This window comes from Jejuia sp. G7-7 (assembly GCF_055808955.1).
This window is the reverse complement of the sequence record NZ_JBVVSZ010000001.1, coordinates 380,638-394,067: the sequence shown is the minus strand read 5'-3', so window position 1 is coordinate 394,067 and position 13,430 is coordinate 380,638. Positions and strand designations below refer to the sequence as shown.

The window sequence follows — 13,430 nt, the reverse complement described above, 5'->3', positions numbered from 1 at the left end:
ATAACAAAGACTTTTTTTAATATTTTTTTAGTTTTTCTAACTACTTCAAATCAAACAAACTATCAACTGCAGCATAGCGTTCTACAGTAAAACCTTCGGCATGAGATGCACCAATTAAGCGGCCTAAATCTCTAGCACGGTATATTACACTATCTGTAAAGTTTTTACTAGAAATAGGCGTTTCTGGAGCTTTACTTTTTTCATTATAAAATTGTGTTTCATAAGCTAAAACAGCTTTCATCTTCACATCAATAAAACCAGACACATCTACAACAACATCTGGCTCTAAATTTTTCCATTGAATATAATGGTAGATATGTTTTGGTCTCCATGGTTTTTGAATACTACCATCTTCTTCTGTTTCAATTTTAATTAATCCGCTTAAAAAACAAGCATCACTAACTAAACTACTCCCCTTTCCATGGTCTATATGTCTATCGTCAATAGCATTACACAACACCATATCTGGTTGGAATTTTCTGATCATTTTTATTAATCCTATCTGATGTTCTTTATCATTTATAAAAAAACCATCAGCAAAGCCCATATTCACCCTAGTTTCAACACCTAATAGTTTTGCGGCATTTGCAGATTCAGTTGCTCGTGTTTCCGCAGTACCTCTGGTACCTAATTCGCCTTTGGTTAAATCTATAATGCCTACTTTTTTACCATTTGCAATTTCTTTGGCTAAAGTAGCTCCGCAGCCTAATTCTACATCATCGGGGTGTGCGCCTATAGCAAGTATATCTAACTTCATGTATTAAGTTTTAAATTCGTTTTCAAAAGAAATTTGTCGTAATTAAAGTATTTATTTTATAAAAAATAATCTGTTTTTTCAAATGTAATTTTACGAATCACTTCAATTTCGATATAAAATTACAACTTTATTTAGCAACCTTTTAGTACGAAAGCGTTTTCGTATTTTCTTTTCTCATCACATCTATTAAAAAAACATCAATCCTATAAAAATCAAAGGACTTGGTAAAGCATGACATTCGTCATAATTATTCACGGTATAGCTGAGTAATTTTACATAGTAATTAAAGAGAAAAACTAATAAAATACTCTTATAACTAGAAATTATGATCTATTTAATGCTTACCATATTAGTAATAACAATAGCATTATTTGTTTGGGGAAAATTCACTCCAGATATCGTTGCGTTGCTATCAATGATTAGTTTGTTTTTAACAGGTATTCTTGATGCAAAAGAAACATTAAGTGGTTTTAGTAACCCAACAGTAATTATGATTGCCGCTCTTTTTATTATAGGAGAAGGTTTATCGCAAACTGGCTGGACTGCCTTAGCTGGTAAAAAGTTTGTGGAATGGGCTGGTAAAAGTGTTCCTAAACTATTAGTAATTGTTTCATTAGGTTCTGGTGTGTTATCTGGTTTTGTTAGTAATACAGGAACTGTAGCTACATTAATGCCATTAACAATTTCTTCTGCATGGAGCATCGGTACATTACCTTCTAAAATGTTAATGCCTGTAGCTTTTGGCTCCAATACTGGTGGTTTATTAACTTTAACAGGTACTCCTCCAAATATTATTGCTAGTAATGCCCTTGCAGAAGCTGGTTATGAAGGGTTCTCATTCTTTGAGTTTGGACTCATAGGGCTACCTTTATTAATTGTTGCTCTACTTTATTTTAGATATGTAGGCTTTAAATTATTACCAAATAATAAAACTAATAATAAGCCTGTTGATATAGATACTACCTTCCATAAGTGGATTGAAGCTTATAAAATTGATGGCGATTATTATAGACTACGTATCCGTTCTATTTCTCCTTTAATTAACACTCATATAAGTGAATGGAATTTTGAGAAAGAATTCAACATATCAATACTTAGGTTAAAAAGAAGACATCCAAACGCTTTAAAAGGCATTCAACAATTTGTTGAATTTCCTGATAGAAAAACAGAATTACGTTACCACGATATTATTACCGTAAAAGGTAGTACTGAAGATATCAATAGATTGATGATTAAATTCAGATTAGGGCTTTTACCTCTAGAACCTGTAACTGATGAATTAAGACACAACCTAATAAATCAAGAAGTTGGTATGACTGAAGTTATTGTGAATCCAAATTCAATGCTCGTAGGTAGAAAATACAAACTGGGCGATTATTTTCAACGTTTTGGTATTCAATTGTTAGCTGCTTCAAGAAACAACACACCTTTAACAGAAAAGTTAATAAAAGTAAAAGTTGGAGATTCATTCTTACTTCGTGGCTCATGGGAAAATATTGAAAGCTTAAAAGAACAGCATGAGAACCTTGTAATTTGTGGAAGTCCAGAAGGAATGGCTAAGAACATAGATAGTCTAAATTCAAAATCATACATTGCACTAGGTGCTTTGGTTTTAATGATTGGATTATTAGTATTTAAACTTGTACCTGGTTCTATCGCTGCTTTAATATGTGGGGGAATTGTGTTACTTACTGGTTGTGTACCAATGTCTAAAGCTTACAAAGGTATTAGTTGGACAAGTGTAGTGATGATTGCCGCTATGATACCCATGGGAATTGCGCTACAAAAAACAGGAACAGCACAACTAGTTGCAAATGCGTTAGTAACATACTTAGGTTCAATACATCCAGTAGTACTTTTAGGAGGCGTTTTTCTACTCACTACTACATTTAGCCAAGTTATTAACAACTCAGCAACAGCAGTTTTAATGGCTCCAATTGCAATACTTGCAGCAAGCTCTTTAAACCTATCTCCAGAACCATTTATGATAGTGGTAGCTATTAGTGCATCAACAGCGTTTTTAACACCTGTAGGCACAACAACAAACGCCATGGTAATGTCTGCTGGAGGCTACAAATTTATGGATTACCTAAAAGTTGGGGCCCCATTACTACTTATGTTTTTTATTATATCATTAATACTAGTGCCAATAATATGGCCTTTTTAAAATAATTAGTAAGAACCTTTAAATTAAATCAAAATGAAAACAAATCACGATTTAGGACAGTACGGATTAAAAGACGTAACTGTACAATGGAATTTATCCCTGAAGAACTTCAAAAGATTACGGTTGATAAAGGAATGGGTAAAGAAACTGCAAATGGAACTTTAGCCATTAACACAGGAAAATTTACGGGGCGTTCTCCTCAAGACCGGTTTTTAGTTAAAGATGATTATACTGCAAAAAGAGTGTGGTGGGGGAAAACTAATAAGCCTATTGCGCCAGACAATTTTAATAAACTTAAAAATGAAATACTAGAATACCTTTCTGGAAAAGAAATTTATGCTAGAGATGGTTATGTATGTGCAGAACCAGAGTTTAAAACAAATATTAGAACAGTAACAGAATACCCATGGTCAAACATGTTTGTTTACAATATGTTTTTAAGACCAAGTGAAAAAGAATTAGAAAACTTTACTGAAGATTGGCTAATTCTTTGTGCGCCTGGGTATGTATGTCCAGACCCTAAAGCTTATGGAATCCGTCAAGGTAATTTTTCAATTATCAACTTTACCGATAAGATAGCACTAGTAGGTGGTTCAGCTTATACAGGTGAAATGAAAAAAGGAATTTTCTCTGCTTTAAACATGATTTTACCAGTTGAAAAAGATGTTTTACCAATGCATTGTTCTGCTAACGTAGGTAAAAAAGGAGATACTGCTATTTTCTTTGGACTATCAGGTACTGGAAAAACTACACTTTCTGCAGATCCAGATAGAAAATTGATTGGAGATGATGAGCATGGTTGGACAAAAGATAACACCATTTTCAACTTTGAAGGTGGATGTTATGCAAAAGTGATTGACCTAACCGAAGAAAAAGAACCAGACATTTTTCGAGCTATTAAACCAGGTGCTTTACTTGAAAATGTAGTCTTTAAAGATAATAACGAAGTAGATTTTGAAGACAGTAGCATTACACAAAATACGCGTGTAAGTTACCCAATTTATCACATTGATAATATTCAAGAAACACTTTACGCTAACAATCCTAAAGAATATTTTCTTCTTGACCTGTGATGCTTTTGGTGTTTTACCTCCAGTATCTAAATTAACCCCAGGTCAAGCTGCATATCACTTTATTTCTGGATATACGGCAAAAGTTGCTGGAACAGAAGCTGGAATTACTGAGCCTGTACCATCTTTCTCTGCTTGTTTTGGAGAACCATTTATGCCATTACACCCAACAGTTTACGGCGAAATGTTAAGTAAAAAAATGACAGAAGCTGGAGTAAACGTATGGTTGATTAATACAGGATGGAGTGCAGGACCTTATGGTGTTGGTTCTCGTATAAAATTAAAATATACAAGAGCAATGATTACTGCAATTCTAAACGGAGATTTAGATGATGTAGATTACGATCAAAACTTTATTTTCGGATTACATATGCCAAAATACTGTCCCGGTGTACCTTCAGAGCTGTTAGACCCTATGAATACTTGGTTACAAAAAGGTGCTTATGTTGGTAAGGCTATTCATTTAGCACACTCATTCCACTTAAACTTTGAGAAATTTGCACATCAAGCATCTCAACAAATTATTGAAGGTGGACCACTAATTGATGAACATCATCACTTACATGAACACTTTTAATAAGTTCTTATTAACCGTAAAAGGGGCTCTTAATGAGCCCCTTTTGTATTTATAAATATTTTATACAAACTGCCTAGCTTTTAAAATACCGTCTTAACTCAACAGTCATTTCATTTTGAAGTTCCTTAGCTTTTTCAGCAGCTGCCTCAGCAAAGTTTTCATCTTGTGATGCATAAATAATACCTCGTGAGGAATTGATTAAAAGTCCGATAGTATCTGTCATACCATATTTGCAAACATCTTGAAGGTTCCCGCCCTGTGCTCCAACACCTGGAACCAACAAGAAACTATCTGGAATAATTTGCCTAATATCTGCAAGGAATTCAGCTTTGGTCGCCCCTACTACATACATTAAATTCTTGGAGTTCTTCCAAGATTTCGAAGTTTCCAAAACTTGTTTATAAACCTCTTTACCTTCAATAGTTTTTGTCTGAAAATCAAACGCACCTTGATTGGAAGTTAAAGCTAAAAGAATCGTATGTTTATCTTCAAAAGCCAGAAAAGGCTCTACCGAATCTTTACCCATATATGGTGCAACGGTTACAGAATCGAACGCTAAATCCTCAAAAAATGCCTTGGCGTACATCGTGCTGGTATTCCCGATATCCCCACGCTTAGCATCGGCAATTGTAAAAATTTCAGGATGGTTTTGGTTAATATAGTTAATCGTTTTTTCAAGAGATTGCCAACCTTTTATTCCATAAGCTTCGTAAAAAGCAGTATTCGGTTTGTACGCTACACATAAATGATGTGTCGCATCTATAATTGCTTTATTAAAAGCAAAAATGGGATCTTCCTCTTTTAAAAGATACTTTGGGATTTTATTTAAATCCACATCCAATCCAATACATAAAAAGGATTGTTTTTTTGATTTCTGAGATGAGTTTTTCTGTTGTCATTTAAAATTTAAATAATAAAGTTCCTTTTATATCTTCTTCATCTACAAATCCTCTGTATCGAGAATCATATGAATTATCTCTGTTATCACCCGAAAAAAATATTTTCCTTTCGGCATCACTATTGGACCAAAGTTATTTAAGTCCCATTTTTTGTTCTTAATAAAAATACTTCTTGCCAATTTATCGGAATCGTTATTAAAACGTCTTTTTAATTCGATGGGGAAGTCAGTAATAAAATCCTTATCTAAAAACGTTAAAACTGAATCATTAGAAATTGGAAAAACATCAAAATCTTCATCATTTTCAAACTTCGGATTTATATATTTATAAAATGAATCTTTATGTACCGTATAAGAAAATCTTAAATCTAAATCCTTATCAACATTGATATGATTCACATAATACTCGCCATTTCTACATTCTAATTTATCTCCAGGTAAAGCTATTAAACGTTTAACTACGGTATAACCATCTAAACTATCAGAAAATTTAAAATAGCCAAATTCCATAGCTTTAGGCTGAATTAAATTTGTTCCAACAAAATAAGAATTTAAACCTAAATTAGGTTCGTTAGATGTACTTGGCACGTGAAAATAATTAATTACGCCTAAAAGTTTTAATATAAAAAACAATGTTAAAGTTCCAATAACTATGTTTCTAATACTTTTCTTCATAGATTTAATCTGACAACCTTAAACCTAAATCACATCATCATTAGCCTTCAACTTTTCTGTATTGTCAGCCAATTGTAATTCATCAATTATTTTTTGAATATCGCCATTTACAATATTTGATAAATCGTAAAGTGTTAATCCTATTCTATGGTCTGTAACACGTCCTTGTGGATAATTATAGGTTCTAATTTTTGCACTTCTATCCCCTGATGACACCATGCTACCACGTTTTTCAGCATCCTCGGCATTCTTTTTTGCCAATTCCAAATCGTATAAACGTGAGCGCAATACTTTAAACGCTTTCTCTTTATTTTTATGTTGTGATTTTTGATCTTGACATTGCGCTACCAAACCAGTAGGTTCATGCGTTAAACGTACTGCAGAATAAGTTGTATTTACCGATTGCCCACCAGGACCAGAAGAACAGAAAAAATCTATTCTAACATCTTTAGGGTTTATTTCTACATCAAACTCTTCAGCTTCTGGAAACACCATAACGGTTGCAGCACTTGTATGTACACGACCTTGAGTTTCGGTTTGTGGTACACGTTGTACACGATGCACACCTGCTTCAAACTTTAAAGTACCATAAACATCTTCGCCAGAAACTTCAAACTGAATTTCTTTAAAACCACCATTGGTACCTTCACTAAAATCTACCGTATCTACTTTCCAACCTTTACCTTCGCAGTATTTGGTGTACATTCTAAATAAATCACCAGCAAAAATACTTGCTTCGTCACCTCCAGTTCCTGCACGTAATTCTACAACAGCATTTTTAGCATCTTCAGGGTCTTTTGGTATCAATAATACTTTTATTTCCTCTTCCAATTTAGGAATACCTTCTTTGGCTTCATCATACTGCATTTTAGCCATTTCAACCATTTCAGCATCACTTCCATCTGCAATAATTTCTTCAGCTTCAGCTAAATTATTTGTCAATTCAATATAAACTTCTCGTTTATCCATCAACAATCTTAAATCTTTGTATTCTCTATTTAGCGCCACATAACGTTTTTGATCTGTGATAATATCTGGTTGGATAATTAAATCACTTACCTCATCAAAACGTTGCTTTACTATTTGTAACTTATCTAACATCTGCCTTTTTTCAATTGGAAACCAAAAATACGATAATTTATGAATTTTAAGCAGTTCCAAGTCGCCCTTATAATTGAAAACAAAAAATATTCTACAACTTTAAGCGTTAGTTAAGATACTATGCAACAGTTATCATCAATCTTTCTGTTTTATCGTCCTTTTTTCACATGGTCTTTTGGCGTTAATGTTATGCTATCGCTTTTAGGTTTTAGTTTGATACCATTATTTGCAGTAAAATTATTCCTTGTCGCTTTTTTATGGTATTTTACAAATGAAACACAAGCGAAACGTAAATTGATTTTTTATAAAAATTTAGGCATTTCAACGTTTAAATTATTTGCAATTTTCTTTTTAATTGATGTGTTTTTGAGTTTGCCATTTCTACTAATTCTCAAAGAATTTATATGATTTTAGAAATCGATAATGTTGAATTATATTTTAAACAAAAACGAATTCTTAGTGGTGTGTATTTAAAAGCTGAATCTGGTAAAATTACAGGGATTTTAGGCAGTAATGGCTGTGGAAAAAGCTGTATACTTAATATCGCCTTTGGAAATTTAAAAGCTAAATACCAATTGGTTAGAGTTGACAAAAAACCGATTTTAAAACCTTTATACCAAACAAATGCTGCAGCACTTTTACCTCAAAGCAATTTTATTCCTAGCCAGATGAAATTAAAATCTGCTTTCAATCATTTTAAAGTGAATTGGGATGATTTCGTGAATAGATTTGAGGGGTTGCAAATTTCAAAATACATACGATTTAACAGGCTTTCTGGAGGGGAACGGCGTTTAATTGAAACTTATATTATTTTGAAGAGTGACAAAAAAATTATCTTTCTAGATGAACCCTTTTCGCATTTAGCACCACTTCATATTGAAGAAATAAAAGCAATTATTTCAGAAGAAAAGCAAAGAAAGGTTATTGTAATTACCGATCATATGTTTCGTCATATTGTTGATATATCAGATTCCATTTATTTATTAAAAAACGGGTGTACTAAACTAATTGATAAACTATCAGAATTAGAAGATTATAGATATTTGAGTATAGGTAGTCTTTAAATAAAAAAGGAAGCCCAAAAGCTTCCTTTATTTTTAGATTTATATTGGTTTTACCCACACTTAGATGACCCACAATCACTACACGTTAAACAACCTTCTTGGTAGATTAAATTTACAGATTCACAATTAGTACACTTTTGGCCTTTTGCTTCTGTACCATCTTCTACGTAACGTTTTAAAGCTCTTCCAATTCCGTTTTTCCATGTGTTTATAGATGCAGAGTCTAATTGTAAACTATTTACTAAATCCACAATTTTATCAATTGGCATACCATGTCTTAAAGTACTGGAAATTAACTTTGCATAGTTCCAAAATTCTGGATCAAATTTATGCGATAAGCCTTCAATAGTAGTTTTGTAACCTCTTGTGTTTTTATATTGAAAATCGTATCGAGATGAACCATCTTCAGTTCTGTTTTTAATAATAATGCCACTATTTACCCAACGTGGTAGCAAGATACCGTCTTCATCATCTGCTAGTCCTGTGAAAATCTCATAAGGTTTACCATCTACTAACCCGATAAACGCAATCCATTTTTCTTTACTATTTTGAAAACGTACTACATCAGCTTCTAAAGTTTGAGGGCGTTTTTTGGAAAAACAGTCAGTATTGTATTTTCAGATTTCTCTTCCTTTTTTTCGTCATTAGAAATTAAAACCCCAGAACGAGAACCATCACGATACACCGTTACACCTTTACAGCCAACCTCCCAAACTTTGATATATAAATCGCCAACTAAATCTTCGTTAACATCATTTGGTAAATTTATAGTTACGCTTATAGAATGATCTACCCATTTTTGAATGGCACCTTGCATGCTAACTTTACTCAACCAATCTACATCATTTGAAGTAGCACCGTAATAAGGAGATTGTTGAATTAAACCATCTAATTCTTCTTGTGAAAAGTTTTTAGATGTATCTATCCCATTTACTTCCATCCATTGTTTAAATTTATGATGAAACACCACATATTCTTCCCAAGAATCTCCAACTTCATCTACAAAATCTACACGAACATCTTTATCATTAGGGTTTACTTTTCTTCGGCGTTTATAGACTGGTAAAAATACTGGCTCAATTCCCGATGTAGTTTGTGTCATTAAGCTTGTTGTTCCTGTTGGTGCAATAGTTAACAATGCAATATTTCGTCGCCCATACTCTAACATTTCGTAATACAACTTGCTATCGGCTTCCTTCAATCGTAAAATAAATGGATTGTCTTTTTCTCTATCCGCATCAAAAATTGCAAATGCACCACGTTCCTTTGCTAAAATCACAGAACTTCTATAAGCTTCAATTGCTATAGTTTTATGCAATTCTACAGAAAAAGCATTGCCTTCTTCACTTCCATAACGCAAACCTAAAGCTGCAAGCATATCACCTTCTGCAGTAATACCAACACCTGTTCTACGACCCTCGTGAGCTTTCTTTCTGATGTTTAACCATAAGTTACGTTCCACAGCTTTTACTTCATCTTCCTCTGGATCTTCATCTATTTTCTTCAGAATGACATCAATTTTCTCTAATTCTAAATCGATGATATCATCCATGATACGTTGTGCATAAGCAACATGCTCTTTGAATAATTCAAAATTAAAACTTGCCTTTTTTGTGAATGGCTCATCTACATATGAAAACAAGTTTATCGCCAATAATCGACAAGAATCATAGGGGCACAAAGGAATTTCGCCACAAGGATTTGTAGACACCGTTTTATAACCCAAATCTGCATAACAATCAGGCACAGATTCTTTAGCAATAGTATCCCAAAACAAGATTCCAGGTTCTGCAGATTTCCATGCGTTGTGGACTATTTTTTTCCATAAGCCATTGGCATCTATAGTTTTTGTAAGTTTAGGCGTATCACTAAATATTGGATATTTTTGAACATAATCCGAGCCTGCTTTAACCGATTTCATAAAATTATCGTCTAGTCGCACAGACACATTTGCGCCTGTAATTTTTCCAGCTTCTAATTTAGCATCTATAAAATCCTCAGCATCTGGATGATTGATAGAAATAGATAACATCAATGCACCTCTTCTTCCATCTTGCGCCACCTCTCTAGTTGAGTTAGAATACCGCTCCATAAATGGCACGATACCTGTTGAAGTTAAAGCTGAATTTTTAACCTGAGACCCTTTAGGACGAATATGCGACAAATCGTGACCTACACCTCCACGACGTTTCATCAATTGCACCTGCTCCTGATCAATTTTCATAATACCACCGTAAGAATCAGATGCCCCATCATTTCCAATTACAAAACAGTTAGATAAAGACGCTATTTGATAAGGATTCCCAATTCCTGCCATTGGACTTCCTTGAGGTACTATATATTTGAAATCTTTTATGAGGTTGAATACCTGTTCTTCGCTTAAAGAGTTTGTATATTTTTTCTATCCTAGCAATTTCCTTTGCGATACGTTTATGCATATCGTTAGGAGATAATTCGAAAATATGACCTTGAGAATCTTTGAGCGCGTATTTATTAATCCATACGCGAGCTGCTAAATCGTCATTATTAAAATACTTTAGTGAAGCTTCAAAAGCTTCGTCTTGGGTGAAAGATTTTGGCATTGTAGGTGTCTTAGTATTCATTTTAATCTTAAGTTGCTTAGAGCGTATAAAGCAACAAAAAATATTTGATTTAAGACATAATTAAAATCAAAAAGTTTACAACAAAAATTTGTTAATAATTTGATTTTAAATTGGTTAAAAAATTATCAACATTAAAAAGTTAACAAATTTATTTAAGAAATAAAATACATTAGCACATTAATATTCAAACTAAAAAACACTAAATTCTATAAATGAGGGTTTTAGAAATCTACAGCGAAACCAATGCCTAAAAACTGTTTCCATTGTATTTTTGCGCCAGCTTCGTCAAATTCTCCTTCTACTGCGGTTGGTTCTAAAGTTTTTACATCATCATCATATTTTAAATGCGACTCTAATGTTGCTCTTACGAAGTTATTCACTTTAAAATCGAAATTTATTCTCCAATCCACATCAACATTGCCAAAGTTGTTGATGTAATCTGTATAAACACTTAAAAGGTTTGTTGCTTTAATATTTTCACCCAACGCCATGGTGTAGCTTTTGGTCATTAAAATTCCAACCTCTCGACGTATATTTTTTCCTTCTCGTATTAAGTTACCATCAGCATCAAAAACAGCAGCCTCAACTCCAAATGAGCCAGCATTTGCTAAATCCTGATCTAAAACAAATGTGGCTTTAAGTGTTAATGGTGAAATATAAAATGAGAGTTCTTCTATATTTTTCCCATACTCCATACCACCACCGAAAAACAAGTAACCTGGAGCAAGTAATCTTGAAATAGGATTATCTGTATCTGGATATTTGTAACCGTTGGTTAATTGCGATCTAAAATTGAATCGTGCTGAATAAAACCATTTTGCATTATCAGTAGGTTGATACCCCAAATTCGAAGTGATTTCGAAAATATCATCCGTTTTACGAAGCTCTCTACTATCTTGTTTATTTAAACCGTAGCCAACTCTAGCCCTATTATTCCAAAAGAAGAATTTATCTTTGTAATTTGCATTATATTGATAACCTAATAACGCCGAAATAGAATTAGTTCCTCCAGAATTCCAGTTGGTAAAACTAACCTGACTAATATCTACTGAAGCTTTTTGAGTTTGTTTCCAAACTGGACCATCGTAGACTTTCTTTTTCTTTAATAAAGAGAGAATCTGGTTGTGCATTACTAAATTGAATTGTTAATACTACAACTAGTAAAAGAAGTTTTTTCATGGCTTGTTAGGTTGTTTTTTGAAAAATTTACTTTGCACAAAAATCATTCCAAAAGGTAAATTGAAATAATATTTCTAATACGTAAACTCTCCAAACTCACTTTTTATTGTAAGCTTCTTTTTATTTGAAGCTTCAACACGACCTACAATTTTCGCATCTACATTGAAAGATTTTGAAATAGCAATGATATCATCTGCAACTTCAGGAGATACATATAATTCCATTCTATGCCCGCAATTAAAGACTTGATACATTTCCTTCCAGTCTGTTTTAGATTGCTCTTGTATTAATTGAAACAATGGCGGAACTGGAAACATATTATCTTTTACAATATGCAAATTGTCAATAAAATGAAGAATTTTAGTTTGCGCACCACCCGAACAATGAATCATACCATGAATAGTATCGCTTTGATATTTCGATAAAATAGATTTTATAATTGGTGCATAAGTACGTGTTGGAGATAATACCAACTTACCAGCATCTATTGGCGCATTAGGAACTTCGTCTGTTAATTTCTTTTGTCCGGAATACACTAAATCACTTGGAACTGAAGCATCAAAACTCTCTGGGTATTTTTTAGCTAAATAATTATGGAACACATCGTGTCTTGCAGATGTCAATCCGTTACTTCCCATACCGCCGTTATATTCGCTTTCATAAGATGCTTGCCCAAAAGATTCTAAACCAACAATAACATCTCCTGCCTTAATATTCGCATTATCAATCACATCGCTACGTTTTAGTCTTGCCGTAACTGTAGAGTCTACAATTATGGTACGCACTAAATCTCCAACATCGGCAGTTTCTCCACCAGTTGAATGTATGGTAACACCAAACGATTTTAAATCTTCCAGTAATTCTTCCGTGCCGTTAATAATTGCTGACAAAACTTCTCCAGGAATTAAACTTTTGTTCCTTCCTATGGTTGAAGATAGCATGATATTATCTGTTGCACCAACACACAATAAATCATCAATATTCATGATAAGCGCATCTTGAGCAATGCCTTTCCAAACTGAAAGATCTCCTGTTTCCTTCCAATACATATAAGCTAAAGACGATTTTGTTCCAGCACCATCAGCATGCATAATCAAACAATAATCATCATCATTGGTTAAATAATCTGGTACTATTTTACAGAATGCCTTTGGGAATAATCCTTTATCTATATTTTTTATAGCATTGTGAACATCTTCTTTTGATGCTGAAACACCACGTTGCGCGTATCGTTTTGAAACTTCTTGACTCATAATGTTGAATTATGATGCAAAGAAAAGGAATATTTTAAAGATTTAGAGCTTTAATATTAATTATGAAATGTGTTTTATCAACGGGT

General features: G+C 33.1%; 7 protein-coding genes and 4 pseudogenes. 3 read left to right on the top strand and 8 right to left on the bottom strand.

Going from position 1 to position 13,430, the window contains the following annotated elements; genetic code table 11:
• Positions 1–40 precede the first annotated feature (40 nt).
• Positions 41–757 (bottom strand): bacillithiol biosynthesis deacetylase BshB1, encoded by a 717-nt coding sequence (bshB1, locus tag AC0L5U_RS02005; RefSeq protein ID WP_473414425.1) that lies wholly within the window; start codon positions 755–757, stop codon positions 41–43.
• Positions 758–1,094: 337 nt separating this feature from the next.
• On the opposite strand from bshB1, the gene AC0L5U_RS02000 reads away from it, so the two are divergent.
• Together AC0L5U_RS02000 and pckA are read left to right on the top strand one after the other, a co-directional pair.
• Positions 1,095–2,924, top strand: coding sequence for an SLC13 family permease (locus AC0L5U_RS02000; RefSeq protein ID WP_473414424.1), 1,830 nt, complete (start codon positions 1,095–1,097; stop codon positions 2,922–2,924).
• 33 nt (positions 2,925–2,957) lie between these two features.
• Positions 2,958–4,571: pseudogene (gene pckA, locus AC0L5U_RS01995) on the top strand (phosphoenolpyruvate carboxykinase (ATP)).
• 73 nt (positions 4,572–4,644) lie between these two features.
• Here pckA and pyrF read toward each other — a convergent pair.
• The 4 genes and pseudogenes from pyrF to prfA form a co-directional block, all read right to left on the bottom strand.
• A pseudogene (gene pyrF / locus AC0L5U_RS01990) lies at positions 4,645–5,470 on the bottom strand (orotidine-5'-phosphate decarboxylase).
• A complete protein-coding gene (locus AC0L5U_RS01985) occupies positions 5,471–5,572 on the bottom strand; it encodes a S26 family signal peptidase (protein ID WP_473416146.1) in 102 nt (33 codons plus the stop codon).
• Between the two features lie 278 nt (positions 5,573–5,850).
• Positions 5,851–6,144 (bottom strand): annotated as a pseudogene (locus AC0L5U_RS01980) (S26 family signal peptidase); the annotation flags it as partial.
• Between the two features lie 24 nt (positions 6,145–6,168).
• A complete protein-coding gene (gene prfA, locus AC0L5U_RS01975; RefSeq protein WP_473414423.1) occupies positions 6,169–7,245 on the bottom strand; it encodes a peptide chain release factor 1 in 1,077 nt (358 codons plus the stop codon).
• Positions 7,246–7,649: 404 nt separating this feature from the next.
• Here prfA and AC0L5U_RS01970 point away from each other — a divergent pair, with 404 nt between their 5' ends.
• Entirely contained in the window at positions 7,650–8,309 is a 660-nt protein-coding gene (locus tag AC0L5U_RS01970; protein WP_473414422.1) for an ATP-binding cassette domain-containing protein, read from the top strand.
• Positions 8,310–8,359: 50 nt separating this feature from the next.
• On the opposite strand, the pseudogene AC0L5U_RS01965 reads toward AC0L5U_RS01970, so the two are convergent.
• From AC0L5U_RS01965 to AC0L5U_RS01955, 3 genes and pseudogenes are all read right to left on the bottom strand, one after another.
• Positions 8,360–10,912: pseudogene (locus AC0L5U_RS01965) on the bottom strand (adenosylcobalamin-dependent ribonucleoside-diphosphate reductase).
• Positions 10,913–11,133: 221 nt separating this feature from the next.
• Positions 11,134–12,042, bottom strand: coding sequence for a DUF3078 domain-containing protein (locus tag AC0L5U_RS01960; RefSeq protein ID WP_473414421.1), 909 nt, complete (start codon positions 12,040–12,042; stop codon positions 11,134–11,136).
• Between the two features lie 123 nt (positions 12,043–12,165).
• Positions 12,166–13,344, bottom strand: coding sequence for an AIR synthase related protein (locus AC0L5U_RS01955; RefSeq protein ID WP_473414420.1), 1,179 nt, complete (start codon positions 13,342–13,344; stop codon positions 12,166–12,168).
• Positions 13,345–13,430 lie beyond the last annotated feature (86 nt).